General features: G+C 61.5%; 22 protein-coding genes. 9 read left to right on the top strand and 13 right to left on the bottom strand.

All coding sequences use genetic code 11. The features are described 5' to 3' along the window. From urtA to urtE, 5 genes are all read left to right on the top strand, one after another. Positions 1–1,021 (top strand): urea ABC transporter substrate-binding protein (gene urtA, locus ACH2CW_RS15520; protein ID WP_395059747.1); only part of this gene is annotated, 1,021 nt, incomplete at its 5' end. Positions 1,022–1,221: 200 nt separating this feature from the next. Then, on the top strand, positions 1,222–2,796 hold the full coding sequence (urtB, locus tag ACH2CW_RS15515; protein ID WP_395059745.1) for an urea ABC transporter permease subunit UrtB: 1,575 nt from the start codon (positions 1,222–1,224) through the stop codon (positions 2,794–2,796). 1 nt (position 2,797) lies between these two features. Continuing rightward, entirely contained in the window at positions 2,798–3,916 is a 1,119-nt protein-coding gene (gene urtC / locus ACH2CW_RS15510) for an urea ABC transporter permease subunit UrtC (protein ID WP_395059743.1), read from the top strand. Continuing rightward, the gene (urtD, locus tag ACH2CW_RS15505; protein ID WP_395059741.1) at positions 3,913–4,794 is read left to right on the top strand and encodes an urea ABC transporter ATP-binding protein UrtD; all 882 of its coding nucleotides are present in this window, start codon (positions 3,913–3,915) and stop codon (positions 4,792–4,794) included. The genes urtC and urtD overlap by 4 nt, the downstream gene beginning before the upstream one ends. Positions 4,795–5,418: 624 nt before the next feature. Further along, a complete protein-coding gene (gene urtE / locus ACH2CW_RS15500; RefSeq protein ID WP_395059739.1) occupies positions 5,419–6,111 on the top strand; it encodes an urea ABC transporter ATP-binding subunit UrtE in 693 nt (230 codons plus the stop codon). 142 nt (positions 6,112–6,253) lie between these two features. Here the strand turns inward: urtE and ACH2CW_RS15495 are convergent, their stop codons facing one another. Both ACH2CW_RS15495 and ACH2CW_RS15490 read right to left on the bottom strand, forming a co-directional pair. Continuing rightward, positions 6,254–7,465 carry a cation:proton antiporter gene (locus ACH2CW_RS15495; RefSeq protein ID WP_395059737.1) on the bottom strand — a complete coding sequence of 404 codons (1,212 nt, stop codon included), beginning with the start codon at positions 7,463–7,465 and terminating at the stop codon, positions 6,254–6,256. Positions 7,466–7,575: 110 nt separating this feature from the next. Further along, the gene (locus tag ACH2CW_RS15490) at positions 7,576–8,388 is read right to left on the bottom strand and encodes a M48 family metalloprotease (RefSeq protein WP_395059735.1); all 813 of its coding nucleotides are present in this window, start codon (positions 8,386–8,388) and stop codon (positions 7,576–7,578) included. Positions 8,389–8,640: 252 nt separating this feature from the next. Here ACH2CW_RS15490 and ACH2CW_RS15485 point away from each other — a divergent pair, with 252 nt between their 5' ends. Then, complete coding sequence (locus tag ACH2CW_RS15485) at positions 8,641–9,078, top strand: DUF3597 domain-containing protein (RefSeq protein WP_395059733.1); 438 nt, start codon at positions 8,641–8,643, stop codon at positions 9,076–9,078. Positions 9,079–9,084: 6 nt separating this feature from the next. Here the strand turns inward: ACH2CW_RS15485 and ACH2CW_RS15480 are convergent, their stop codons facing one another. The 7 genes from ACH2CW_RS15480 to gcl all read right to left on the bottom strand — a co-directional run bounded on the left by ACH2CW_RS15480 (position 9,085) and on the right by gcl (position 17,149). Further along, a complete protein-coding gene (locus ACH2CW_RS15480; RefSeq protein WP_395059751.1) occupies positions 9,085–9,915 on the bottom strand; it encodes an urease accessory protein UreD in 831 nt (276 codons plus the stop codon). 688 nt (positions 9,916–10,603) lie between these two features. Then, positions 10,604–11,371, bottom strand: a complete 768-nt coding sequence (locus tag ACH2CW_RS15475; RefSeq protein ID WP_395059731.1) for an ABC transporter permease — start codon at positions 11,369–11,371, stop codon at positions 10,604–10,606. Next, positions 11,368–12,216 carry an ABC transporter ATP-binding protein gene (locus tag ACH2CW_RS15470; RefSeq protein ID WP_395059749.1) on the bottom strand — a complete coding sequence of 283 codons (849 nt, stop codon included), beginning with the start codon at positions 12,214–12,216 and terminating at the stop codon, positions 11,368–11,370. Before ACH2CW_RS15470 ends, ACH2CW_RS15475 begins: the two co-directional genes overlap by 4 nt. Before the next feature lie 116 nt (positions 12,217–12,332). Continuing rightward, a complete protein-coding gene (locus tag ACH2CW_RS15465; protein ID WP_395059729.1) occupies positions 12,333–13,364 on the bottom strand; it encodes an ABC transporter substrate-binding protein in 1,032 nt (343 codons plus the stop codon). Positions 13,365–13,644: 280 nt separating this feature from the next. After that, on the bottom strand, positions 13,645–14,547 hold the full coding sequence (locus tag ACH2CW_RS15460; protein ID WP_395059728.1) for a 2-hydroxy-3-oxopropionate reductase: 903 nt from the start codon (positions 14,545–14,547) through the stop codon (positions 13,645–13,647). Continuing rightward, on the bottom strand, positions 14,544–15,323 hold the full coding sequence (gene hyi / locus ACH2CW_RS15455; protein ID WP_395059726.1) for a hydroxypyruvate isomerase: 780 nt from the start codon (positions 15,321–15,323) through the stop codon (positions 14,544–14,546). Before hyi ends, ACH2CW_RS15460 begins: the two co-directional genes overlap by 4 nt. A gap of 38 nt (positions 15,324–15,361) precedes the next feature. After that, positions 15,362–17,149 (bottom strand): glyoxylate carboligase, encoded by a 1,788-nt coding sequence (gcl, locus tag ACH2CW_RS15450; protein ID WP_395059724.1) that lies wholly within the window; start codon positions 17,147–17,149, stop codon positions 15,362–15,364. Positions 17,150–17,260: 111 nt separating this feature from the next. Between gcl and ACH2CW_RS15445 the strand changes: the two genes are divergently transcribed. Beyond that, positions 17,261–18,175 (top strand): LysR family transcriptional regulator, encoded by a 915-nt coding sequence (locus ACH2CW_RS15445; RefSeq protein WP_395059722.1) that lies wholly within the window; start codon positions 17,261–17,263, stop codon positions 18,173–18,175. Between the two features lie 77 nt (positions 18,176–18,252). On the opposite strand, the gene ACH2CW_RS15440 is transcribed toward ACH2CW_RS15445, so the two are convergent. The 4 genes from ACH2CW_RS15440 to ACH2CW_RS15425 are packed head-to-tail and all read right to left on the bottom strand — an operon-like array spanning position 18,253 to position 22,848. Beyond that, positions 18,253–19,476, bottom strand: a complete 1,224-nt coding sequence (locus tag ACH2CW_RS15440; RefSeq protein ID WP_395059720.1) for a M20 family metallopeptidase — start codon at positions 19,474–19,476, stop codon at positions 18,253–18,255. Continuing rightward, positions 19,473–21,254 carry a 2-oxo-4-hydroxy-4-carboxy-5-ureidoimidazoline decarboxylase gene (gene uraD, locus ACH2CW_RS15435; protein ID WP_395059718.1) on the bottom strand — a complete coding sequence of 594 codons (1,782 nt, stop codon included), beginning with the start codon at positions 21,252–21,254 and terminating at the stop codon, positions 19,473–19,475. Before uraD ends, ACH2CW_RS15440 begins: the two co-directional genes overlap by 4 nt. A 2-nt stretch (positions 21,255–21,256) precedes the next feature. Next, a complete protein-coding gene (gene puuE, locus ACH2CW_RS15430) occupies positions 21,257–22,186 on the bottom strand; it encodes an allantoinase PuuE (RefSeq protein ID WP_395059716.1) in 930 nt (309 codons plus the stop codon). Next, positions 22,183–22,848, bottom strand: a complete 666-nt coding sequence (locus ACH2CW_RS15425) for a GntR family transcriptional regulator (RefSeq protein WP_395059714.1) — start codon at positions 22,846–22,848, stop codon at positions 22,183–22,185. Before ACH2CW_RS15425 ends, puuE begins: the two co-directional genes overlap by 4 nt. Positions 22,849–22,920: 72 nt before the next feature. Here ACH2CW_RS15425 and uraH point away from each other — a divergent pair, with 72 nt between their 5' ends. Both uraH and ACH2CW_RS15415 read left to right on the top strand, forming a co-directional pair. After that, entirely contained in the window at positions 22,921–23,274 is a 354-nt protein-coding gene (gene uraH / locus ACH2CW_RS15420) for a hydroxyisourate hydrolase (protein WP_395059712.1), read from the top strand. Between the two features lie 346 nt (positions 23,275–23,620). Beyond that, a complete protein-coding gene (locus tag ACH2CW_RS15415) occupies positions 23,621–25,771 on the top strand; it encodes a peptidase domain-containing ABC transporter (protein WP_395059710.1) in 2,151 nt (716 codons plus the stop codon). Positions 25,772–25,890: the final 119 nt, after the last annotated feature.

The following is a 25,890-nucleotide window of genomic DNA, read 5'->3' as shown; positions in this document are numbered from 1 at the left end:
GTTCGCCGAAAAAACCAAGCAGCTGCTGACCCAGGATAAGGTTTCGGTCATCTTTGGTTGCTGGACTTCGGTGTCGCGCAAGTCGGTGCTGCCCGTGGTTGAGGAAATGAACGGCCTGCTGTTCTACCCCGTGCAATACGAAGGCGAAGAGCTGTCCAAAAACGTGTTCTATACCGGTGCAGCTCCCAACCAGCAGGCCATTCCTGCGGTGGATTACCTGATGAGCAAGGCCGGCGGCGGTGCCAAGCGCTGGGTCCTGCTGGGCACCGACTATGTGTACCCACGCACCACCAACAAAATCCTGCGCGCTTACCTCAAGAGCAAGGGTGTGGCCGACAAGGACATCGACGAGAAATACACACCGTTTGGTCACTCCGATTACCAGACCATCGTGGCTGACGTGAAGAAATTCTCCGCCGGTGGCAAAACCGCCGTGGTGTCCACCATCAACGGCGACTCCAATGTGCCTTTCTACAAAGAACTGGGCAATGCCGGCCTGAAGGCCAAAGATGTGCCGGTGGTCGCTTTCTCCGTGGGTGAAGAAGAGCTGCGCGGCGTGGACACCAAGCCGCTGGTGGGCCACCTGGCTGCATGGAACTACTTCCAGTCGATCAAGAGCCCGGCCAACACCGAGTTCATCAAGAAGTGGGGCGACTACGCCAAGGCCAAGGGCATCGCCGGCCACAAGGACAAGCCTTTGACCAACGATCCGATGGAAGCGACTTACATCGGTATCAACATGTGGAAGCAGGCTGTCGAGAAAGCCAAGTCCACCGACACCGACAAGGTGATCGCAGCCATGGCCGGCCAGACCTTCAAGGCACCTTCGGGCATCGTCTCCAAAATGGATGAGAAAAACCACCACCTGCACAAGTCGGTGTTCATTGGCGAGATCAAGGCCGACGGCCAGTTCAACGTGGTCTGGAAAACACCTGGCCCGGTGAAAGCCAAGCCATGGAGCCCCTACATCGAAGGCAACGACAAGAAGCCTGACGAGCCGGCAAAAATGGCCGCCAAATAAGGCCGTCACCGCGGGTTTCCGGACCTGCGGTGCAAGCCGCACCTGGTTTGCAAAAACAGGTGCGGCTTTTTTTGGTTTGGCCCGGTTCTTGCACTACTCCGGTGCATGAAATGGCGCACTTTTCTCAAGGAAGTTGCAGTCTGGACACCGCAGCAAGCCGTACCCGCAGGCTGCTGTGCCCACCCTACAGGTTCTTTACCATGATGATGCGAACACTCCTTCTATCCGCTGTATTTCTGCTTTCTGCCGGCGCCCACGCCTTGACGCCGGAAGAGGCCAAGGGCATGGCGATCGGCGAAACCGAGACCCGGGTCGAGGCGTTGGTCAAGGCCTCGGCTGTGCCTGACGAAAAAACCGCCGCTTTCATCCAGGCCCTGGCCGACGACAGCGTGAAAACAGCGGGCGACAAGGTGTTTTTGATCAAGAACGAGAAAGGCTACGACCCAGTGACCGGCGCCGGGTTGACGGTGCCTGCCGACGCCGAGGACGTGATCAACAACAACCTGATGCGTGGCGAACTCGACAATGCTTTGGCCGCGCTCAAACTGTTCTCGAAGGAAGAAAAGATCAGGGCCGAGGCCATCAAGACCCTGTCTGGCGGCGCCGATGAGTCCCGCCTGCCGCTGATCGAAAAGGCCTATGCGGCGGAAACCGTGCCGGCCCTGAAAAACCAGCTCGAGATGGTGCGCGCCACCATCCTCCTGAGCAGCAGCGACAAGGCCAAACGTCTCGAAGCTGCCGCCCGGCTGTCGGGCAGCAACAACCCGATCAGCAAGACCGTGCTGATCGCGCGTTTGTCGGAGGAAGACGACCCCGAAGTCAAGAGTGCGTTGCAGGCTTCGCTGCGCAAGGTCGAGTCGGCGCTGGCCTGGGGCGACAAGCTGGGCGCGGTGTTCAGCGGCATCAGCCTGGGCAGCATTTTGCTGCTGGTGGCGCTGGGCCTGGCCATCACCTACGGCCTGATGGGCGTCATCAACATGGCGCATGGCGAACTGATGATGATTGGCGCCTACGCCACCTATGTGGTGCAGGGCTTGTTCCAGAAATACCTGCCCGGCATGTTTGACTGGTATCTGCTCGCGGCGGTGCCGGTGGCCTTCATGGCGTCGGCGTTGATGGGCGCGGCGCTGGAGCGCGGCGTGATCCGATTCCTTTACGGCCGACCGCTGGAGACGCTGCTGGCGACCTGGGGCATCAGCCTTATGTTGCAGCAATTGGTGCGTTCGATTTTCGGCGCGCAAAACGTCGGGGTTGAAAACCCGGTCTGGATGAGCGGCGGCGTGCAGGTGCTGGGCAATTTGTCGCTGCCTTACAACCGCCTCGTCATCATCGGTTTTGCGATTGCGGTGCTGCTGGGCATGGCCTGGCTGATCGGCAAAACGCGGCTGGGCCTGTTTGTGCGCGGCGTCACGCAGAACCGGCCGATTGCCTCGTGCATGGGCGTGAACACGGCGCGTGTCGACACCTATGCGTTTGCGCTTGGTTCGGGCATCGCGGGTCTGGCCGGCTGCGCGCTGAGCCAGGTCGGCAACGTCGGCCCGGACCTCGGCCAGGGATACATCGTCGACGCCTTCATGGTGGTGGTGCTGGGCGGCGTGGGTCAGTTGGCGGGCACCGTGTATGCCGCCATGGGCCTGGGCATTCTGAACAAATTCCTCGAAGGCTGGACCGGTGCGGTGCTGGCCAAGATTGCGGTGCTGGTGCTCATCATCATCTTCATCCAGAAGCGGCCCCAGGGCATTTTTGCAATGAAAGGTCGCTCAGCGGAAGCGTAGTATGAACTTGCCCATATCTTCCATCGTTCTTCCTTCCAAAGGTCCGATGTTCACCCGCGTCGGTTTGAGCGCTTTCATCGTGGCGCTGCTGCTGGTCTGCGCGCTGGCTCCTGCGCTCAACCTGCTGGTGCCCGAAACCAGCATGTTTCATATGAGCACTTACGCCGTGGCTCTGGTTGGGAAGATCATGTGTTATGCCATCGTGGCGCTGGCCATGGACCTGATCTGGGGATACACCGGCATTTTGTCGCTGGGCCACGGCCTGTTCTTCGCACTGGGCGGCTATGCCATGGGCATGTACCTGATGCGCCAGATCGGCCGCGACGGCAACTACAAAAGCGACTTGCCCGACTTCATGGTGTTTCTCGACTGGAAAGAGTTGCCCTGGCACTGGGCCTTCAGCGACAGTTTTGTCGCCACCTTGTTCCTGATCGTGCTGGTGCCTGGCGTGGTGGCTTTTGTGTTTGGCTATTTCGCCTTCCGCTCGCGTATCAAGGGCGTCTACTTTTCGATCATCACCCAGGCCATGACCTTTGCGGCAATGCTGCTGTTCTTCCGCAATGAGACCGGCTTCGGCGGCAACAATGGTTTTACCGACTTCAAGCGCATTCTGGACATGCCGATCGCCACACCCAACATGCGCATGGGGCTGTTCGTGATCACAGGCCTGACCTTGCTGGGTTTCTTCCTGTTTGCCAAATGGCTGGTGCGCAGCAAGTTTGGCCGGGTGCTGCAGGCGATCCGTGATGCGGAAACCCGCGTCATGTTCTCGGGCTACAACCCCATCGGCTACAAGCTGACGATCTGGACCATCTCAGCCGTGATGTGCGGTATTGCCGGTGCGCTGTATGTGCCGCAGGTCGGCATCATCAACCCGAGCGAGATGAGCCCGGCCAACTCGATCGAGATGGCGATCTGGGCTGCGGTCGGCGGTCGTGCCACCCTGATCGGCCCGATTGTTGGCGCCTTCCTCGTCAATGGCGCCAAGAGCTGGCTGACGGTGGCCTATCCCGAATACTGGCTGTACTTCCTGGGCCTGCTGTTTATCGCAGTCACGCTGTTTCTGCCCAATGGGATGGTTGGATTGATCAAAAAGCTGCGCAAGGGAGAGTCCAAATGACGCCAGATCTGCTGGAGCAGGGCGCGCGTCGTATCGAAGAACGCCGCGCTGCGCTGGAGGCTGGCCGCAGCAATACCGAGTCCGGCGGTCGCCACGCCGCAGCGGGCCGCATCGCCACGCCGGGTGAGGTCGATGTCACACACGGCCGGATTCTCTATCTCGAAGATGTGAGCGTCAGCTTCGACGGCTTCAAGGCCATCAACAAACTGTCGCTGGACATCGCGCCCGGCGAGCTGCGCTGCATCATCGGACCCAACGGCGCCGGCAAGACGACGATGATGGACATCATCACCGGCAAAACCCGCCCTGATGAAGGGACGGTTTATTTTGGCAGCACGATTGACCTGCTGCGCCACACCGAGCCGCAAATTGCACAGCTCGGCATAGGCCGCAAGTTCCAGAAGCCCACGGTGTTCGAGCAGCTCACGGTGTTTGAAAACCTCGAACTTGCGCTCAAGACCAACAAGGGCGTGAAGTCGTCGATGTTCTTCAAACTCGACTCTGCGCAAAGCGACCGGCTCACCGAGATTCTGGTGACGATTCAACTCGCCGACAGCGTGAACCGCATGGCCGGCAACCTGAGCCACGGACAAAAGCAGTGGCTGGAGATCGGCATGTTGCTGATGCAGGATCCGAAACTGCTGCTGCTTGACGAGCCGGTAGCCGGCATGACCGACGAGGAAACCGCACGTACGGCTGAACTGTTTCTCACGCTCAAGGGCAAACATTCGCTGATGGTGGTCGAGCACGACATGAGTTTTATCCGGACAATTTCCGAGATCGTCACGGTATTGTGTGATGGTTCCGTGCTGGCGCAGGGCACTTTGGATCAGGTGCAGGCGGATGAACGGGTGATCGAGGTGTACCTTGGGCGTTGATTCCGCCACACCCCCCAGCGGGACGTTCCCCACTTCCCGGGCTCGCCAACTAGCCGGGGGTTGCCCGGCGGCAACTCACTTTTCTTTGTCTCGCCAAAGAAAAGTAAGCAAAAGAAAGGCGACCCTGCTGTCTGCGTCCCTCCGCTTCGCTACGGGCAACCTGCGGTGCTCGGTCCAGCCGGGGCCGGGCTCGAACTCGCTTCGCTCAAACAATCGCCCGTCCTTATCCGTCTGGCCCTGCGCTCCTCGGCGCATACAGAAGGGTGGTGGAGACGGGAACGGATTCGCAATCGGGCCCCGCCGAGGACGCGCTTTGCGCGTCCTCGCCTTCCCCGTATCCGCATTTTCTTTTCCACCCGTCGGGCTGGGCCGAGGAGCGCAGCCGAAAACGGATCAGGGCGAGCGATTGTCTGAGGCCAGCCGAGTTCGAGCTCGACCCCGTTTTCGGCGAGCACCGCAGGTTGCCCGCAGCGAAGCGGAGGGACCCGGACCATCGGGTCGCCTTTCTTTTGGGTACTTTTCTTTGGCGACGCAAAGAAAAGTGCCTCGCCCGCCGGGGCGAGACCCGGCTTGCTGGCGACCCACAGCACCGCGACCCCACCACAAGCCTGACGAGAATTCCCCATGCTGACTGTCAAAAACATCAACCAGTACTACGGCGGTTCCCACATCCTTCGCGATGTGAGCATGGAATCACATCTCGGCAAGGTGACCGTGCTGCTGGGCCGCAACGGCGTCGGCAAAACCACCTTGCTCAAATCATTGATGGGCCTGGTGCCGATCAAGACCGGCAGCATCGAGTTCGATGGCAAACCCATCCAGAGCGCTACGCCGTATGAACGCGCCCGCGCCGGCATCGGTTTTGTACCGCAGGGCCGCGAGATTTTTGCGCGCCTGACGGTCGAAGAAAACCTGCGCATGGGTCTGGCTTACAAAAGTGCCGGCACGCCCATCCCGGCGGAGTTGTACGAGCTGTTCCCGGTTCTCAAACAGATGCTGAACCGCCGCGGCGGTGATTTGTCGGGTGGGCAGCAGCAACAGCTTGCGATTGCGCGTGCACTCGCGGCCAAACCCAAGCTGCTGATCCTGGACGAACCGACCGAAGGCATCCAGCCCAGCATCATCAAGGACATTGGCCGCGTGATCCGCATGCTGGCCGACCGCGGCGACATGGCCATTTTGCTGGTCGAGCAGTACTACGACTTCGCCGAAGAACTGGCCGACGACTACCTGGTGATGGAACGCGGCGAGTTCATCGCGCGCGGCCAGGGCAAGGACATGCAGGCCAACGGTGTGCGGCAACTGGTGGCGATTTGAGGGGGGCCATTGCCTCCTGCGTTGTCATTGCGGACTTGATCCGCAATCCATGCCCGCATACCGGCGATGTGTTTCATGTGAGATGGATCCCGGATTCCCGGATCAGGTCCGGGACAGGCTCGGTCCGGGATGACAAAGCTGCTCATTTCGACCGAAGAATGATTTCTTTCATGCGCTGAAGTTTGGGCGCCACCACGGGCACCGTCAGCATGGTGCTGGCAATCGCCATCAGCAGCAGGGCGGTGAAGGTCTCATTGGTGATGATCTGTTTGTCCAGCAGGATGTTGGCAAAAATGATCATGATCAGCGCCTTGGTCTGCAGCAGCCAGCCGATGATGGAACTCTCGCCCGGCGCCCACTTGAGCACCTTGCCGGCAATGTGAATGCCGATCAGCTTGCCGGCCACCGACGCCACCAGCAGCACCGCTGCGGCGATAAACACCGCTTCGCCACCGACCGACCAGTTGGTGCGCAGGCCGGTGCTCAGGAAAAACACCGGCATCATCACCAGCAGCACGTGATGGCGCAGCATGTCCATGTGCTCCTGGTTGAACCAGTCGCTGTCCATGACGGCACCGGCCAGGAAGGCGCCGACCATGTAATGCAGGCCGGCCCAGTCTGCTCCGAAGGCACAGACGATCAGCCAGATCAGGCCGGCGTACCAGCGGTCGCGCTCCGGCATCCACAGCATCAGTTTGCGGAAGACATAACTGAGCACGGCGAACGCGGCAAGAAAACCGGCTTGCCGGCCAACGCGTTCCCAGTCCATCAGGATTAAAGCCAGCACGCCCCAGATGGCGATGTCGTCCAGACTCGCGTAACGCAGGATGCGCTGTCCGATGGGCTGGCGCAGGATGGCGAGTTTTTCCATCAGCAGGATTAGGATCGGCAGGGCGGTCACGGCGCAGGCCATACCGACACCGGCGACAAATTGCCAGCGCATGCCTTGCGAGCCTACCCACCCCTCATACATCATCATGCCGGCTGCGGCCACGCAGCCGAACAGCAAAGGCATTCCCAGCGCCAGGCCCGCTGTGACACTGCTTTCGCGGCGGTGGGCCCAGGCTTTTTTCAGATCGAGCTCGATGCCTGCGATCCAGACAAATACCATGACCGCCCACCAGGCGATGCCATTGAGCGATTGAACGACGGGCGCGCTGAATACAAAGGCGTAGTAGTCGGGATAGACCTTGCCTAGGATGCCGGGGCCGAGCAGGATGCCGGCAATGATCTGCACCACCACCAACGGCGCGTAGTAGTCGGTCCTGAACAACCGCCAGATCAAATAGGGCACCGTGAAGATGATCGCCATGGCGATCAGGTAAATCTCGGTCGTGGTCATGGCCGTGTGCATGGATCTCCCTCCGTCTTGTTCTTTGTCAGAAGCGCAGGTCGTGGTGCGCCGGACCGAGGGTCACCCGTCAGGCGGCCCAGCAGGGCTGCCTCGCGATCAAGGGCGCAGGGTCAGCGCCGCGCTGCCAGATACAGCGGCGTCACGGTGGGCAGCAGGGCCTGAATTTGCTGAACCCGGCTGCTGTCGCTGGGGTGAGTACTCAGGAAGTCGGGCGCGCCACCGCCACTTCCGGTTGCGCTGCCCATCTTCTGCCACAAGGTCACGCCGGCTTGCGGGTTATAGCCTGCGCGGGCCATCAGTTCCAGGCCGATGCGGTCAGACTCGATCTCGTGGGCGCGGCTGAAGCGGCTGGCAACCAAGGCCTGGTAGGCGGCGCCGGTGATCTGGGAGGCACCGCCGCCCAAGCCCAGCAACTGGGTGCCAATGCCAATGGCGGTTTGTGCGGCAGCGGCCTGCGAGACCTGCTCGCGTGAGTGTTCGCGCAGGGCGTGGGCAATCTCATGGCCCATCACCACGGCGATTTCCTCGTCAGTCAAGTTGAGTTTGCGAACAAGCCCGGTGTAAAACATGATCTTTCCGCCGGGCATGCAAAAGGCATTGAGTTGCTCGCTCTCAATGACGTTGACCTCCCATTTCCAGCCGGGCGCGTCACCGCGAAAGGTGGCCGTTTGCGGCTGGATACGTGCAGCAACGGCACGAACACGCGCCAGCATTGCCGCGTCGGTATTGAGCGCGCCCTTGGCAGCAGCCTCTGTCTTGAGCTTGGCATAGGCCTGCTCCGCCATGGCGTTCAGTTCTGCGGAGGACACCAGCAGCAGCTGGGAGCGTGATGCTCCCACGGCTCCGCTTTCAGTGGTGCTGGAGCAACCGGCGAACACCAAAGTCAGGGCCATCACGACAGGGGTCAGCATGGAAGTTTTCATGGCGTCTCACAGAAAGAAGAAAAAATAAAGAAGGAGGAAAGTGGCTGTAGGGGCATTGGCCGACGAAAACTCATTGTGCGCAGCCCGCAGTCGTTGCAAGTAGGACGCTCGGGCCAGTCGGCGTAGGTGACCATCGTCGAAATCAGGATGCGGATTGAAGGTTTTTTCCGACAAGGGGGCGCGCTTTTGCCTGTTCCCTGGCAACACGTCCCAGGCCTAGGATAAGACTTCACTTCAAAAACGGACCATCCCATGAGCATCCTCAGCAAAATCTTCGGCAAAATTTTCCCTTCGGCTAACGCCCAGACACCTGCGCCTTCCGCAGGTGCTGGTGGCTCACTGTCGCCTGAAGAGGCGGCTGCCGCTTCGGCCGCCTCCGATGCGGCGTCACGTGCTGCAGGTGCTGCGGGTGCTGCTTCCGCGACCATGGCCGAGGTGGATGTGAAAGTGTTGCTGGATGACATGGCGAGCAAAAATTCCCAAAAGCTGAACTGGAAGACGTCCATCGTCGACCTGATGAAGTTGCTGGACCTGGACAGCAGCCTGGGCGAACGCAAGGAACTGGCCAAGGAACTCGGCTACACCGGCGACATGAACGACAGCGCGGCCATGAACATCTGGCTGCACAAGCAGGTCATGAACAAGCTGGCAGCCAACGGTGGCAAGGTGCCTGCCGAACTGCGGGACTGATCAGGCTCAGGCCGACCAGATGCGCGGGCTGGGCGCGGACTGGTCCCAGAAGTGGCGGCGCCAGCTTTTCCAGACCTGTCTGAGCAGACCCATCGCGGGTTCGACCAGAGGCGCCAGCACACGAACCACCACGACCTGCCCGTTCGGGCTGGTCGCCCCCGCTGTGTTGACCAGCGGATGCGCCTGCATCACCGCGCGCGCCACATCCAGCGCCAGCTCACGGCGCTTTCGGTCAAGTTTGCTCCCGCTGGCAAAAAACAGGGTGGCGATACAACGCTGACCGGCCAGGCCCAGCGGGCTGTCCATCAACAAGGGGTCGTCTGCACGAATGCGCGCCCGCTCCAGCCAGACGCCAGGCAACTCAATGTGTTGGCAGAAACTGCCTTCGATAAAGGGCTGACTGGCGCTCGGCAAGCCCAGTGCGGTCAGGTCCCAGCCCATCAGCTCCGCGCCAGGGGCCAGATCCAGCGTGAGGTGGTTTTCCGCCAGGCAGCCGCTGTAACACAGGGCTTCCATCGGCAGCCATTCAGCGCGTGCGCCGGCCTCCAGCCGGATGCGGGTGCGCTGCAGCGCCGTTTCACCCAGTGACTTGTAAAAGCGCGTGGCGCCGGGGGTGGTGATCAGGCCGTGGCTGCCAGTGGCGGCCGTGACTGCAATGTCCAGCGTGTCGCCTCCGACCAGGCCGCCCGGCGGATGCACCAGCACGTTGTGACAGACTGCATCGCCTTCGGGGTACAGGCTTTGCAGAATGCGCAAAGGGCCATCATGGCGGAAGTGCGCAACTGTTTTGCCGGCCTGCAGGGAGTAGTCGAGTGAGAGCGTTGCGTTCCAGGCCATGCGCGATTTTAACCGCGCAAGTGCATGGCTTGATGCGTCGGATGCTATTGAATTTGTAGCTGCTTGCGCCTGATTGGCGTGGGCTACGGGCATATTTGTCTTGTAAGCATAGCCTGAGCGCGGGCTGCTGCTGTTTGCCTTTGCATGTTGGCCGGGGGTTGCCCGGCGGCAACTCACTTTCTTTTTGCGTCGCCAAAAAGAAAGTAAGCAAAGAAAAAGGCGACCCGATGGTCTGGGTCCCTCCGCTTCGCTGCGGGTAACCTGCGGTGCTCGCCGAAAACGGGGTCGAGCTCGAACTCGGCTAGCGCCTCAGACAATCGCTCGCCCTGATCCGTTTTCGGCTGTGCTCCTCGGCCCAGCCCGACGGGTGGGGGAAGAAGAGAAACATCCAAACACCAATACCGAACTCCTCCGGAGTGCAGGAAGCGCGAAGCGCTTCCTGCACGGGAATCCCATCAGGCCGTCATGTTTGCACGCGAGCGCAGCGCACGTGGCCACATGAAGTTCCCATCCATCGCCCAGCGGGGCGAGGGAGGGGCTAGGGGTGGGAGTGGGGAGTTGAAACTACCGCCTGTGGCGGGCCGTGACCGCAGCATGATGCTAAATCTGCTACTAATTCAATAGCTGCCAACCCATACCCGACAAGGGCTGGGTCTCGATTTGATGCCTGAAACGCAGGCCGGCGGCCTCAACCGCCCTGCGTGCCGCGGTGGGCCCAGCCCGTCGTGTGTTTCTCGATGTAGCTGAACAGCTCGTACATGATCATCGCCATCGCACCGATCACCACCAGCCCTGCAAAGGCCAGCGCCATGCGCTGCTGCGATCCGGCGCTAAGCATCAGGTAGCCGATGCCGGAGTCGCCGGCCGTCATCTCGGCCAGCACGGTGCCGACAAACGCCAGCGTGATCGCCACCTTGAGTGAGCCGTAGAAGTAGGGCATGGAGCGCGGCAGGCCGACCTTGATCAGCACGTCCCAGCGTTTGGCACCCAGCACGCGCAACACGTCTTCAAGCTCCGGCTCCAGCGTCGCCAGGCCGGTGGCCATGTTGACGGTGATCGGGAAAAACGAGATCAGGAAGGCGGTCAGGATGCCGGGGCCGACACCGATGCCGAACCAGACGATCAGGATGGGCACGATGGCGGCCTTGGGCACGGCATTGAAAGCGACCAGCAGTGGGTAGACCGCAGCGTAGGCCAGGCGCGAGGAGCCAACCAGAAAACCGAGCATCACACCGACCACGATGGACAGGCCGAAGCCGACCATGGTGACCCAGAAGGTTTTCCAGGCAGCCTGGGCAATCGGGCCGGCAAACTCGGCCATGGACTGGGCAATCGCCAGCGGCGCGGGGAAGATGTATTCAGCGATGTTGAAGACCATGACCACTGCCTGCCACAGCGCAATGATGGCCGCCAGCAGCACAAACGGGGACCAGCGTTCAATTTGTTTCTTGCTCATGGCTGTGTGCCTCCAGCGGCGGGCGCCGGGTTGATGACGGGCGTGCGGATCGCGCCGATGTGACTGCGCAACTCGTGCACGATGTCGCCAAAGGCCTGGGTATACGTGACTTCAAGGTCGCGCGGGCGGGGCAAGTCGATCTCGCGTTTGACCACAAACCGGCCTGGGCTTTTGCTCATCACATAAACGGTGTCGGCCAGGAAGACCGACTCGCGCAGGTCGTGCGTGACCAGAATCACGTTGAAGCGCTGCTCGGTCCAGAGGTCGCGCAATATGCACCACAACTCCTCGCGCGTGAAAGCGTCGAGCGCGCCGAAAGGCTCGTCAAGCAGCAGCATCTTGGGCTCATGGATCAGTGCGCGGCAGATGCTGACGCGCTGCTGCATGCCGCCCGAGAGCTGCCATGGAAATTTGTCTTCGTAACCACCGAGGCCGACCTTTTGCAGCAGCTTGCGCGCGCGCTCCTCGAACTCCTTGCGCCGGCTCTTGAACTGGCTGCGGTAAGGCTCGACGATTTGCAGGGGCAGCAGCACGTTGTCTACCGTGGTCCGCCAGGGCAGCAGCGAAGGCGCCTGGAAAGCCATGCCGGAAATTTTCAGCGGACCGGTGACGGGCTGGCCGTCGATCAGGATGCGCCCCTTCGACGGCATCTTCAGGCCAGTGGTCAGCTTCATGAAGGTGGATTTGCCGCAACCCGAGGGACCAACGATGGCGATAAATTCGCCCTCGCGCACCTTCAGGTCAATGGCTTCGACCGCAAAATGGTTTTGCGCCAGCAGCTCGTCGTTGTAGGCCAGCCAGACGTCGCGAAAGTCAACAAAATGAGCGTCTTGCGTGTCGTGCATGGTGCGTGTCGTTTTCTGATTCACGGGTGTCAGTCAAGGCAACGGCCAGCATTCCGGTAGAAAGGCTGGCCGTGGTGTGATTGCCGCCGCCGGCAGGTTGTGCCGGCGGAGCGGGCTTATTTTTTCGGCAGGACGTTCAGTTCAGCGGTGGTTGGCAGGAAGGAACCGTTCCAGATGGCGGTCGGGTTCACACGCGTCTTGGTGGCAAAGGCATCGGACACCTGGGACGCCATCAGCGACAGGCGCGGGCCCTGGACCTGGCCGAAACCTTCGGCGCGGGCATCCGGGCTGTTGACCACGGTGTCAATGGCCAGTTGCAGGCGACGGGTTTCCAGCGCGGTGTTGATGATGCCGTCGCGGGCCTTGACGTCTTCAATCGCGGCCGCCGGCTTGGCGATCACGTCCTTGACACCCTTGGTGAAGGCCAGCAGGAAGGCCTTGATGGCGGCGGGGTTCTCGCGGATCATTTTCGGCGACGCGATGATGACGTTGCCGTACAGCTTGACGCCGTTGTCAGCATACGGCAGCACCACCACGTCTTCGGCCTTGACGCCGCGCGCTTCGAGGTTGAGCAGTGAGGTGAAGGTGAAGCCGGTGATGGCATCCACGTCACCGCGGGCCAGCATGGTTTCGCGCAGCGGCGGGTCCATGGCGGTCCACTGCACGCCAGAGATGTTGTTGGCCTTGGCGAAAATCGGGAAGGCGCGGCGGCCCGCGTCAAACACCGGGGCGCCGAGTTTCTTGTTGTTGAGGTCAGCGACGGTTTTGATGCCGGATTTCTTCAGCGCCATGACCGAGGCCGGCGTGTTGTTGTAGACCATCATTACGGCGACCGGTTTGTTGGCGGCGTCGGGGTTGTTGGCGTGGAATTCCATCAGCGCGGCCAGGTCGGCAAAACCCATGTCGTAGCTGCCCGAAGCCACACGGGTGACGGTGCCGCCCGAGCCGTTGCCCGCGTCAATCGTGACGTCAAGCTTGGCATCCTTGAAATAACCCTTGGCGGCCGGCGTGACAAACAGCGCGGCCGGACCTTCAAAACGCCAGTCGAGCTGGAACTTGATGGGGGTGTTTTGGGCAAAGGCGCTGCCGCAGGTGGCGGCAGTGACCGCCAGCGCGGCGAGGGTTTGGATAAAAACGCGTTTTGTCATGGGAACTCCAGATGGAAATGAATCGGCTGCTCAAACCAAGCAAAAACAATGCCTGTGCGTTTGCACACATGGTTTGTACACATTTTTTTCAGCCCCTATTCTCTGACATGTTGGACGGGAGAGGCGCGGCCAAGCCTCCGTACATACCCCTTAAAAAGTGGCTTCAAGCGTGCTCGGTGGGCGCTTTTTCCGGGTTTGTCCCGAAAGTGCGGGCAGTTCGCCCCGCGCAGAACAAAAAAAAGCAGGCTGCGCAGCCTGCTGGTTGGTGTCGCCCAGTCGCCTAGGCGTCAGGTGCCACCGGGTGCTGGGCCATGGCTTCAAGCGCCTTGACGAGTGCGGAATGATCGGCATGGCCGTGACCGAGCGCCACGCAGGACTGCATCAGTTGCGCTGCGCCGGCGGTTTGCGGCAGGGCAATGCCCAGCGTCCGGGCGCCCTGCAGTGCGAGGTTCAGGTCCTTCTGGTGCAGCGCGATGCGAAAACCCGGTGCAAAGGTCCGCTTGATCATGCGTTCGCCATGCACTTCCAGAATGCGCGATGAGGCAAAGCCGCCCATCAGTGCGGCCCGCACCCGTGCCGGGTCGGCGCCGGCTTTGGAGGCGAAAACAAGCGCCTCGCCGACGGCGGCAATCGTCAGCGCCACAATGATCTGGTTCGCCACCTTGCAAACCTGGCCGTCGCCGGGGCCGCCGACCAGGGTCACGTTCTTGCCCATCAGGTCAAACAGCGGCTTGACCCGGTCGAAAGTCTCCGGCTCGCCGCCGACCATGATGGTCAGGCTGGCGGCCTTGGCGCCCACCTCGCCGCCCGACACTGGCGCATCCAGCCATTCGCAGCCGAGGGCCTGGATCTTTTTGGCGAAGCCGCGTGTGGCAATCGGGTCGATGGAACTGCAGTCGACCACGGTTTTGCCTTTGGACAAACCCGAGGCCACACCGTTGTCGCCGAACAGCACCGCCTCCACGTCAGGCGTGTCGGGCACCATCACAAAGATGATGTCGGCACGTTCGGCCACGCCGCGCGCCGTGGTGCAGAGGGTCGCACCCTTGTCGGGCAGATCCTGGGGCACCTTGCTGAGGGTGTTGACGAAGAGCATGTGGCCGGCCTGCAGCAGGTGCAAGGCCATAGGCGCACCCATGATGCCCAGGCCGATAAAGCCCAGTTTGAGTCCTGATTTGGTCATGTGTTTGCGCCTGCCATCCAGCCGAGGCCGGCCGTCGTTATGGTTTTGGGTTTGTATTCGCAACCGATCCAGCCCGCGTAGCCGGAAGCATCGATGTGTTTGAACAGCCAGGTGTAATTGATCTCGCCGGTGCCCGGTTCGTTGCGTCCGGGGTTGTCGGCCAGCTGGATGTGGCCTATGCGCGCGATGTTTTTGCTCAGGGTGCTGGCGAGCTCGCCCTCCATGCGCTGTGCGTGGTAAATGTCGTACTGCACAAACAGGTTGGGTGATGCCACTTCGTCCAGAATGGCCAGTGCCTGGTCGGTGCGCGACAGGAAGAAGCCGGGAATATCGAACGTGTTGATCGGCTCGATCAGCAGCCGGATGCCCGCAGCTTGCAGGGCTGATGCCGCAAAACGCAGGTTGGCCACCAGGGTGGCATGGGCCTGCGCGCTGCTGGCGCCTTCCGGTAACTTGCCGGCCAGGCAATTGACCTGCGGGCAGCCCAGCGCCGTGGCGTAGTCAATGGCCCGGTTGACGCCTTCGCGAAACTCGGCAGTGCGTCCGGCGTGGCAGGCAATGCCGCGCTCGCCGGCGGCCCAGTCGCCCGCCGGCAGGTTGTGCAGAACCTGCGTGAGGCCGTTGGTTGTCAGCGCGGAGACGAGTTCTTCCTTGCTGTAGTCGTAGGGAAAAAGATACTCCACAGCGTTAAAACCAGCGGCCCGTGCCGCCGCGAAGCGGTCCATGAAGGGCAGCTCGGTGAAGAGCATGGTGAGGTTGGCGGCAAATTTCGGCATAGGGGGGTTTTCCGTTCGTCCAGAGTGTGTCGAAGGGATCAGTCGAGCATCGCGGCAGCGGCCGTGGGCGCATCTTCCCGGCTGGCGGCCAGGTCCTCGAACTCGATGATGTTGTCGATCTCGGTGCCCATGGCGATGTTGGTCACGCGCTCCAGAATCACCTCGATCACCACCGGCACCTGGAACTCCTTCATCCAGGCTTCGGCCTGCTGGATTGCAGGCGCCAGTTCTTCCTGGCGGTGCACGCGGATCGCCTTGCACCCCAGGCCCTCGACCACCTTGACGTGGTCCACACCGTAAGCCCGGACCGGTTCATCCTGGTCGGTATTGATGTTGTCGAAGCCGAGCTGCACGCAGTAGTCCATCTCGAAGCCGCGCTGCGCCTGGCGGATCAGCCCGAGGTAGGAGTTGTTCACCACCATGTGGATGTAAGGCAGCTTGAACTGCGCACCCACGGCCAGCTCTTCGATCATGAACTGGAAGTCGTAGTCGCCCGACAGCGCCACGATCTTGCGCGTCGGGTCGGCCGCGCGCACGCCGAGCGCGGCCGGCACGGTCCAGCCCAGTGGGCCGGCCTGGCCGCAGTTGATCCAGTGGCGCGGCTTGTAGACATGCAGAAACTGCGCGCCGGCGATTTGCGACAGGCCGATGGTGCTGATGTAGCAAACGTCTTCACCAAAGGCGCGGACCATGCACTGGTACACCCGTTGCGGCTTCATCGGCACGCTGTCGTAATTGGTCTTGCGCAGCATCGTGCCCTTGCGGTGGCGGCAGGCCGAGGCCCATTCGCCGCGGTCTTTCAGCTTGCCCTGAGCTGCCCATTCGGTGGCCACCTCCACAAAGAGTTCCAGCGCAGCCTTGGCGTCCGACACAATGCCGAAGTCGGGCGAAAACACGCGGCCGATCTGGGTCGGTTCGATGTCCACGTGCACAAACTTGCGGCCCTTGGTGTAGACCTCGACCGAGCCGGTGTGGCGATTGGCCCAGCGGTTGCCGATACCGATTACAAAGTCCGAGGCCAGCATGGTGGCATTGCCGTAGCGGTGGCTGGTTTGCAGGCCGCACATGCCGGCCATCAGCGGGTGGTCGTCCGGAATCGTGCCCCAGCCCATCAGCGTGGGGATCACCGGGATGCCGGTGATCTCGGCAAACTGCACCAGCAACTCTGACGCATCGGCATTGATGATGCCGCCGCCAGCCACGATCAGCGGTTTGTCCGCCTCGTTGAGCATGCTGAGCGCCTTTTCGACCTGCGCGCGTGTGGCCGCCGGCTTGTACACCGGCAGTGGCGCGTAGGTGTCGATGTCGAACTCGATCTCGCCCATCTGCACGTCAAAGGGCAGGTCGATCAGCACCGGGCCGGGGCGGCCGGAGCGCATCACATGGAAAGCCTGCTGGAACACACGCGGCACCAAAGCCGGCTCGCGCACCGTGACCGACCATTTGGTGACGGGTTTGGAGATGGACTCGATGTCCACGGCCTGGAAGTCTTCCTTGTGCAGGCGTGCGCGTGGCGCCTGGCCGGTGATACACAAAATCGGAATCGAATCGGCCTGGGCTGAATACAGACCGGTAATCATGTCAGTGCCGGCCGGGCCGGAGGTACCTATGCACACGCCGATGTTGCCTGCGGCGGCACGGGTGTAGCCCTCGGCCATGTGCGAGGCGCCCTCGACGTGGCGCGCCAGGATGTGACTGATCGTGCCCTGCTTGCGCAGCGCCGAATACAGCGGGTTGATCGCCGCGCCGGGGATGCCGAAGGCCTGCGTCACACCTTCTTTTTCCATCACCCAGACGGCGGCCTGCGCGGCTGTCATTTTTGCCATGTCTTGTCTCCTTGTTGGAGGCTCGACTGTAGGCAGCACTTCATCAATGCAGAAGGTGCCCCGAAACCATAAAAGCTATTCCGTGGAGGAATAAGTGACTATCATCAGGCCATGGACAGATTGCAGGTCATGCACATGTTTGTGCGGGTGGTGGAAACCGGCAGCTTCTCGAAAGCGGCGCGCGAATTTTCGACCACGCAGCCCACCGTCTCCAAGCAGATCGCGGCGACCGAAGAGCGCCTGAACGTGCGCCTGCTCAACCGCAACACGCGCGGTGTGAGCCTCACCGAATCAGGCGCGCTGTATTACGAAAAATGCAAGATCATCGTGCGCGAAACCGAAGAGGCCGACAACATCGTGCGTTTGCGCCAGAGCCAGGCGCAGGGCATGCTCCGCATCGGCACCTCGGTGGCCTTTGGCCGGCGCGTGATTGTGCCGCTGGCACTCGACTTCATGAAACGCCATCCGCAAGTCCAGCTCGACTTGAGCTTCGAAGACCGCTACACCGACCTGGTGTCGCAGGGCCTGGATGTGGCGGTGCGCATGGGCAAACTCGCCGACTCCAGCCTGGGTGCGCGTTACCTGGGCGCCAATCCCTGGGTGATGGTCGCCGCGCCGCGTTATCTCAAGAAATACGGCACACCAAAAAAGCCCAGGGACCTGAGCAGCCATGCCGCGTTGATCTACAGCAGCGTGCTGGGCGACGATGTCTGGCGCCTGGTCTCGCCCAAAGGCGAAGCAGTGACGGTGCCGGTGGCGGGCAGGCTGCGCTCCAACAATCTATCTGCCGTGCTCGCGGCGGCGCGTAACGGCCTGGGCATTGCCGCCATGCCGCGTTATGTGGCGGCGGATTCACTGGCGTCGGAGCAGGTGCTGGAAGTGCTCGGCGACTACAGCCTGCCCGAGCAGGAAATCCATGCGGTGTTCCCGTCACCCAAGCTGGTGCCCGGCAAGGTGCAGGCATTTGTGGCCTACCTCCAGGGGCATTTTGCCGAGCGCTGGTGGGAAACCCTGCCAAAGGCATAAAACGGGCATTTTCGTGACGAAAAATGCCCTCAGCCCATGTCCAGTGGGCGTGGGCAGCTATCAAAAAAAGAGCGTTGTCAGCGCAGCAGTTCGTGCAGCGTGCGCGCGATCACCTTTGTGGCCTTGCGCAGGTCGTCCAGCTTCAGGCGTTCGTCGGCGCGTTTGGCATGCGACTCCAGCACCGTGCGCGGCCCGGCGCCATAAATCACGCCAGGGATGCCGGCTTCGGCATACAGGCGCACATCGGTGTACAGCGGTGTGCCCATGGCGGGAATGGCTTCGCCAAACACAGCCTGCCCGTGTTTCTGAATGGCATCGACCAGCGGCTGGTTGCCGGGCAACGGCTTCATGGCGTTGGCCAGCAACAGGCGTTTGATCTCGACCTGGATGCCCGGACACAGCGCCGCCGCATCGGCAATCACTTTGCGTATGCTGGCTTCGACCTCCGCCGGGTTTTCTTCAGGAATCATGCGGCGGTCCAGCTTGAACATCACCTTGCCGGGCACGACATTGGTGTTGGTGCCGCCTTCGATGCGGCCGACGTTCAGGTAAGGATGCGTGATGCCGGGCACCTGCGAGCTGACTTCTTTGTACAGCGCGTTTTGTGCATACAGCGCATTCAAAATCTGCACCGCGCCCTGCAGCGCATCGACACCGCTGGCCGGTATGGCCGCATGCGCCATCTTGCCGTGCACGGTGACTTCCATCTGCAGGCAACCGTTGTGCGCCGTGACCACTTCATAACTGAAGCCAGCGGCGATCAGCAGGTCAGGTCGGGTCAGTTTGTTGCGCAGCAGCCAGCCAGGGCCCATCTCGCCGCCGAACTCCTCGTCATAGGTGAAATGCAGCTCAACACCGCCGTTCAGCGGCAGGCCCAGCGATTCGAGGGCACGCACCGCAAAGGTGAAGGTCGCAAAGTCGGACTTGCTGACCGCCGAGGCGCGGCCGTAGATGTTGCCGTCTTTGATCTCCCCGCCATAGGGGTCGCAGCTCCAGCCCTCGCCGGGCGGCACCACGTCGCCATGCGCGTTCAGTGCAATGGTCAGGCCTTTGCCGTAAGGGCGGCGCACGATCAAGTTGGTCAGTGACTCCAGCCCGTAAGCCTGAACCTCGGCAGCGGGAACCGGGTGTTTCTCAGCCTCGAATCCGAAGGCTTTGAGCAGTTCGGCGGTGCGTTCGGCGTGCGGCGTATTGTTGCCGGGTGGTGTCGGTGTCGCGACGCGGATCAGTTCCTGCAGGAAGCGCACTTCTTCGTCGAAGTGGGCGTCGATCCAGGCGTCAATCTTGTCATCGTCGGTCATGAAGTTTCTGTCGCGAGTTGGGTCAGGAGATGCTGGAAGGCCTGTACGGCCAGGTCGATGTCGTCGCTGGTGGTGCTTTCCAGCGGGTTGTGGCTGATGCCCGAGTTCTGCCCGCGCACAAACAGCATGGCCTGGGGCATGACCTCGTGCAGCTTCATGGCATCGTGGCCGGCGCCGCTGGTCATGGCGTAACGTGGCACGCCCAGGCTGTCGACCGCGGCGTCCCAGCGTTGCTGCCAGGCGGGTGCGCTCGGTGCGGCTGCCGCACGCATGGTTTCTTCCGCCGTGTGCGCCACACCGCGCCGCTCGCAGATGGCAGCGAGTTCCGCGAGCACATCGCTGACCAGGGCGTTGCGCTGCACGTCGTTGGGCGCGCGCAGGTCCAGTGTGAACTGGCAGCGGCCCGGCACCACATTGATGGAGCCACCGGGCACGTTGAGGATGCCGATGGTGCCGACCGAGTCGCCGTCGCGGGCGGCGCGCTGCTCGATATACAGCGCCAATTCAGCCACCGCGACAGCGGCGTCGCGGCGACTGTTCATCGGTGTGGTGCCGGCATGGCTGGCCATGCCGGTGACTTCGCACAGGTAACGCACACCACCATTGATCGAGGTGACGATGCCCAGCGGAATATCGAGTTCGTTGAGTACCGGCCCCTGCTCGATATGCACTTCAACAAAGCCGAGGTAGTCCGATGGATTCCGCTGCAGCGCTTTGATGGCTTCCAGGGTCGCCGGCAGCCCGGCGTGTTGCATGGCTTCGCGCATGCTGATGCCGTCGGCGTCTTTCTGCTCCAGCCAGGCCGGGTTGAACTGACCAATCAGTGCGCCCGAGCCGAGAAACGTCGCCTTGTAGCGCTGGCCTTCTTCCTCGGCGAAGCCGATAACTTCGAAGTCAAAGGGCAGGCGTTTCCCCTGGCGCGACAGTTCGGCCACGCAGGCTATCGGCGTGAAGATGCCGAGGCGGCCGTCGTATTTGCCGCCGTTGCGCACGGTGTCGTAGTGCGAGCCGGTCATCAGGGTTTTGGCGCCAGGCTTTGACGCCTGGTACCGCCCCACCACGTTGCCGACCGCATCGATGGTTACCTCGTCAAAACCGCTGTCACGCATGGCCTGGCTGATCATGGCGGCGGCCGAGCGGTGCGCATCGGTCAGATAGGTCACCGTGAGCTGGCCCTGCTCGATGTAGCCGGGGTCGCTGAAGGCGCCCAGTGCTTCCTGCCAGTCCCAGACCTGGTTGCCCAACAGTGGCTCGACGCCGAACTTGTCGTTTAAGCGCAGTTCTGCGATGCGGTGGATGTTGCGCAGCGACTCGGCCAGCTCGAAGTCGGGGTGGTGGGCCAGGCGTCGTTCGAAGGTGCTGATGATCTGCTGGCGGGTCAGGCCGGTGCCGCGCGGGCCGCGCACCGCGAGGATGAAAGGAAAGCCGAATTTCGCGTTGTAAGCGGCATTGAGTGCCTGGATTTTTTCGAACTCGTCGGGGCTGCAGTTCGTCAGACCCGCCTTGCTCTGTTCATTTGTCGATTCAGCCGTCAGCGACTGGCTGACCATGGCCTTGCCGGCGAGCTCGGGGTGCGCGCGGATCAGTGCCAGTTGCGCCTCATGCCCGGCGTCGTGAACCCGACGCGCCATCATGTGTTTCAGATGCGCCAGTGACCGGAAGGGCCGCTGCGCCAGCGCCGCTTCGGCAATCCACGGCGAGTGTTCATACAAACCGTCGAGCAGGGCGGCGGCCTCTGCAAGCGGCGCGGTATTGATGTGGGCGAGTGTCAGGGCCATGCTTATTCTTTGAAAGGGTGGACGTGTTGCCAGTGCCGGGCAATGTCGATGCGGCGGCAGATCCAGACGCGCTCGTGTTGCTGGATGTGGTCGAGAAATTTCTGCAGCGCCACGATGCGGCCGGGCCGGCCCAGCAGGCGGCAGTGCATGCCGATGCTGAGCATCTTCGGAGAGCTTTCGCCTTCTGCGTACAGCGCATCGAAGCTGTCGCGCAGGTAGGTAAAAAAATCATCGGCCTGCGAAAAACCCTGGGGCAGCGCAAACCGCATGTCGTTGGTGTCCAGCGTGTAGGGCACCACCAGCCGCGGCACCAGTGTGCCGTCGCTGCGTTCGACGTTCATCCAGAAGGGCAGGTCGTCACCGTAGTAGTCGCTGTCGTATTCGAGGCCGCCATCGTCCGCAACCAGCCGGCGCGTGCGCGGGCTGTCGCGGCCGGTGTACCAGCCCAGCGGGCGCTGGCCGGTCATCTGCGTGATGATCTCCAGGCCCAGGCGCATGTGTTCGCGTTCGGTGGATTCATCCACACTTTGGTAGTTGATCCAGCGCAGGCCGTGGCAGGCAATCTCATGGCCGAGCTCGACAAACGCGGCCGTCAATTCCGGATGCCGCTGCAAGGCCATGCTGACGCCGAACACCGTCAGCGGCAATTGGCGTTTTTCAAACTCGCGCAGGATGCGCCAGACACCCGCGCGTGAGCCGTATTCGTAAATGCCTTCCATGCTCAGATGCCGCTCAGGGTAGCTCGGCGGGTTGAACATCTCAGAGAGGAATTGTTCCGAGCCGGCGTCGCCGTGGAGCACCGAGTTTTCGCCGCCTTCTTCGTAATTCAGCACAAACTGCACGGCGATGCGCGCATTGTTCGGCCACTGCGCATGCGGCGGCGTGCGGCCGTAACCGATCAGGTCGCGAGGGTAGGGAGTGGCTTGGGTCATGACAAGGCCATTGAAATATCGTTGCTCGGGACCTTGCGGTCAAAGGTCAAACTCTGTTCGACGTGCAACAGGTGCTCGTCCATCAGGCGCACGGCGAGCTCCTCGTCTTTGGCAGCCAGCGCCTTGACGATCTCGGCATGTTCCTCGCTCGAGTGTTCTGCCGCGGTGGCGCTCTGGTACATCAGCATGATCAGGGCGCAACGCGAGACCAGTTCACCCAGCATCTGCGCCAGCACCTCGTTGCCCATCAGTTCGGCCATGCGCACATGAAAGTCACCGAGCAGCTCGGTGCGCCCGGCCACGTCGTTGCTGGCCACGGCGGCCTTTTCCTGCGCCACATGTTCCCGGAGCGCGCGAATTTTCGCAGGCGTTGCCTCGCGCACGAAGGCGCGTGTCATTTCGGCCTCCAGCATGCGGCGCACTGCAAATACCTGGCGCGCTTCGTTGACGGCAGGTGCCGCCACAAAGGCACCGCGCGCCGGTTCCAGCCGGATCAGCCGGTTTTGCGAGAGCTGGAACAAGGCCTGGCGCACCAGCGTGCGTGAGACGCCAAAATGGTCGGCCAGCTTTTGCTCTGCCAGCTTGGTGCCGGGGTGCAGCCGATGATCAACGATGGCGCGGGTCAGCGCCTCGACGATGGAACTGGTGGTGGATGTTTCCATGAATGCATGATAGCTGAACGCCCAGAAAGTGTATACACTTCTGTTTACCATAGACACACCGGGGAATCATCAATGGGCCTGAGCACACATGTCCTGGACACCATGCACGGCACGCCAGCGGCCGGCATGGCCGTTGAGCTTTACACCACCGACGGTGCGCAGGCGACGCTGGTCAAATCCTTTGTGCTGAACAGCGACGGCCGCAACCCGGATGGTCTGCTGTATAACAACAGCAGCCTGCAGCGCGGCACTTACCGCTTGGTGTTTGATGTGGCGGCGTATTTCAGCGCGCGCGGCGTGAAGTTGCCGGAGCCGAATTTTCTGAACAAGGTGAGCCTGGACTTCGGCGTCGCCGACACCAGCCAGCACTACCATGTGCCGCTGCTGGTCAGTCCGTGGAGTTATTCGACGTATCGGGGGTCGTGAAGAGGTGCGACGGGTTTGCCTGTCTTTATGGGCCTTCGACCTTCAACTGCTCTCGAGTCGGCATGCATGCCGGATCAGGTTCGACCTGAGAAATACCTTCCTGCGTTATTACGGGGTACATGCACAATCCGCGATGCTCCATTTTGGCTAAGTGATTACCCTTAATTCACGTCGCACCCCTGTCAACATTGACAGGGGTCAGCCAAACGCCTTCCTCGTTTTGTAGATAAATCACCATCGTTCGCGATGTGTCAAACGTATGCGTCAGGCATACGAATTGAGGGAGGACCCGCAAGGTATTGTGGGTTGGGGAGCAATGCAAAAAGAATATACACAAGCTGATTTCGTGTGGGCGCTGCAAACCCTGTGCGCGGTACACCGGCGTCAGTTTGATGCGCAATTGCTGCTTCAGCAGTTTCCGCCGCCGTATGACGAAGCCGCCCTGGTGCGCGCGGCGCGTGGCCTGGGTTTCAAGACGCAGCTTCGCGCCATAACCCCCCAGGTGCTGGACCAGTTGCCCATGCCCTTGCTGGTGGAGCTGCGTGATGCCAGTACGCAGCCTGCAGATGCACATGTGGCAGAGGGCGTTACCGACATCGCGCCGCACGTCTTCACCCTCGGCGTCGTGATTGCAGTCAGTGATGACCAGGTTGTCTGGCTACCTGCCAACACCGACTCGCCGTTGACCGACCCCAGGGCTGAATTTGCACAAGCCCTGAGCGGCCAAGCTGTGCTGCTGTACCCGAAAGACGAAGCCGTGCGCGACCCTGACGCTGCTTCTTCTATCGGTCCCTTCTTCGGCTTCAGCTGGTTTGTGCCAGAGCTGCTCAAGCACCGCAAGATCTGGCATGAGGTGCTGGGCGCCAGCCTGGTGCTGCAGCTGCTGGCGCTGGGTTTGCCCCTGTTTACACAGGCCATCATCGACAAAGTGGTGGTCAACCGCACCGAGAGCACCTTGATTGCCTTGGGTATAGGCATGGTGGTGTTCATGCTGTTTACCGCGCTGCTGACCTGGGTGCGCCAGTATGCGATTCTGCACACCGGCAATCGGGTGGATGCGGTGCTGGGTGCGGCGGTTTTTCAGCACCTGTTTCGCCTGCCGCCCAGGTATTTTCAAAACCGGCCCACCGGCGTCATCGCGGCCCGCCTGCACGGGGTGGAAACCATACGCGAGTTCATTGCTTCGGCAGCGGTCACCATCATTCTGGATGTGCCGTTTTTGCTGATCTGTATGGGCGTGATGTTTTATTACTCCGTCACGCTCACGCTCATCGTGCTGGGCATTCTGGCTGTCATTGCACTGCTGTCGTTTCTGGTTGCGCCCATCTTCCAGACGCGGCTGAACCAGCAGTTCATGCTGGGTGCGCGCAACCAGGCTTTTCTGACCGAATACATCGCCGGGCTGGAGACCGTCAAAAGCCTGCAGTTTGAGCCGCAATTGCAAACCCGGTATGACGGCTACCTGGCTACCTACCTGCAGTCGGGCTTTCAAACCAAACAGATCGCCAACACCTACAACGTGGTGGCCAACACGCTGGAGCAGATGATGACGCTCTTGATATTGGTCACCGGGGCCTGGATTGTGATGCACCCCGACACTGTTGCGCTGGCAGCGGGCACCGGCACCGTGTTCACCATCGGCATGCTGGTGGCTTTTCAGATGTTTGCCGGCAAGCTCAGCCAGCCCATGCTGCGTATGGTGGGCCTGTGGCAGCAGTTTCAGCAAGCCAGTCTGGCGGTGGACAGGCTGGGCGATTTGATGAACGTGCCGCCCGAGCCCTACCGCCTGGCGCCCAGCCGCAAAAGTGAGGCACGTTGCGAGATTAAGCTGATAGACATCGGCTTTCGCTACGCGGCTGATTTGCCGCTGCTGTACCGCAACGTCAACCTCACTATTGAGCCCGGCCAAACCGTTGCCATCATGGGGCCCAGTGGCACCGGCAAATCAACGCTGACCAAATTGCTGCAGGGCTTCTACCGGCCTACCGAGGGGCAAATCAAGGTAGACGGCATCGACATCCTGCACCTGAGCGCCAATGAGCTGCGCGCGAACTTTGGCGTGGTGCCGCAAGAGACGGTGCTGTTCAGCGGCACGGTGTACGACAACCTGATCATGGCCAACCCGCACGCCAGCTTTGACGAGGTGGTGCAGGCCTGCCAGATGGCAGAAATTCATGACGCCATCCAGGCGCTGCCGCAAGGCTACCAAACCGAAATTGGCGAGCGGGGCGCCGGCTTGTCAGGCGGACAAAAACAGCGGCTGGCCATTGCCCGTGCCTTACTCAAAAAGCCCAAAGTACTGATTTTTGACGAAGCCACCAGCGCGCTGGACGCACAAACCGCCAACTCCTTTGCCACCACCGTAAACGCCTTGCGCGGCAAGGTCAGCATGTTGTTCGTCACGCATGCGCTGCCCAAGACCCTGCAGGTGGACGAGATATTTGTGATTGGCGGTGGGCATCTGAAAAAAGTTGTTCAAACAAAGGCGGTCGCGTGATAACTACGCAGCTCGTACTGCCCCACCGTCATGCCGGACTTGATCCGGCATCCATGACGCGCGAGAATGGATTGCGGGTCGAGCCCGCAATGACAGCCAGACGAACAGTATTGCTCCTG

Source organism: Polaromonas sp., assembly GCF_043778355.1.
Taxonomy (GTDB): domain Bacteria; phylum Pseudomonadota; class Gammaproteobacteria; order Burkholderiales; family Burkholderiaceae_C; genus Polaromonas.
The sequence above is the reverse complement of the archived record's forward strand: the minus strand, read 5'-3'. Positions and strand labels throughout refer to the sequence as shown.

Coding starts and splice junctions, on each gene's coding strand:
- urtB (WP_395059745.1), top strand. CDS start 1,222: ATGATGATGCGAACACTCCTTCTATCCGCTGTATTTCTGCTTTCTGCC.
- urtC (WP_395059743.1), top strand. CDS start 2,798: ATGAACTTGCCCATATCTTCCATCGTTCTTCCTTCCAAAGGTCCGATG.
- urtD (WP_395059741.1), top strand. CDS start 3,913: ATGACGCCAGATCTGCTGGAGCAGGGCGCGCGTCGTATCGAAGAACGC.
- urtE (WP_395059739.1), top strand. CDS start 5,419: ATGCTGACTGTCAAAAACATCAACCAGTACTACGGCGGTTCCCACATC.
- ACH2CW_RS15495 (WP_395059737.1), bottom strand. CDS start 7,465: ATGCACACGGCCATGACCACGACCGAGATTTACCTGATCGCCATGGCG.
- ACH2CW_RS15490 (WP_395059735.1), bottom strand. CDS start 8,388: ATGAAAACTTCCATGCTGACCCCTGTCGTGATGGCCCTGACTTTGGTG.
- ACH2CW_RS15485 (WP_395059733.1), top strand. CDS start 8,641: ATGAGCATCCTCAGCAAAATCTTCGGCAAAATTTTCCCTTCGGCTAAC.
- ACH2CW_RS15480 (WP_395059751.1), bottom strand. CDS start 9,915: ATGGCCTGGAACGCAACGCTCTCACTCGACTACTCCCTGCAGGCCGGC.
- ACH2CW_RS15475 (WP_395059731.1), bottom strand. CDS start 11,371: ATGAGCAAGAAACAAATTGAACGCTGGTCCCCGTTTGTGCTGCTGGCG.
- ACH2CW_RS15470 (WP_395059749.1), bottom strand. CDS start 12,216: ATGCACGACACGCAAGACGCTCATTTTGTTGACTTTCGCGACGTCTGG.
- ACH2CW_RS15465 (WP_395059729.1), bottom strand. CDS start 13,364: ATGACAAAACGCGTTTTTATCCAAACCCTCGCCGCGCTGGCGGTCACT.
- ACH2CW_RS15460 (WP_395059728.1), bottom strand. CDS start 14,547: ATGACCAAATCAGGACTCAAACTGGGCTTTATCGGCCTGGGCATCATG.
- hyi (WP_395059726.1), bottom strand. CDS start 15,323: ATGCCGAAATTTGCCGCCAACCTCACCATGCTCTTCACCGAGCTGCCC.
- gcl (WP_395059724.1), bottom strand. CDS start 17,149: ATGGCAAAAATGACAGCCGCGCAGGCCGCCGTCTGGGTGATGGAAAAA.
- ACH2CW_RS15445 (WP_395059722.1), top strand. CDS start 17,261: ATGGACAGATTGCAGGTCATGCACATGTTTGTGCGGGTGGTGGAAACC.
- ACH2CW_RS15440 (WP_395059720.1), bottom strand. CDS start 19,476: ATGACCGACGATGACAAGATTGACGCCTGGATCGACGCCCACTTCGAC.
- uraD (WP_395059718.1), bottom strand. CDS start 21,254: ATGGCCCTGACACTCGCCCACATCAATACCGCGCCGCTTGCAGAGGCC.
- puuE (WP_395059716.1), bottom strand. CDS start 22,186: ATGACCCAAGCCACTCCCTACCCTCGCGACCTGATCGGTTACGGCCGC.
- ACH2CW_RS15425 (WP_395059714.1), bottom strand. CDS start 22,848: ATGGAAACATCCACCACCAGTTCCATCGTCGAGGCGCTGACCCGCGCC.
- uraH (WP_395059712.1), top strand. CDS start 22,921: ATGGGCCTGAGCACACATGTCCTGGACACCATGCACGGCACGCCAGCG.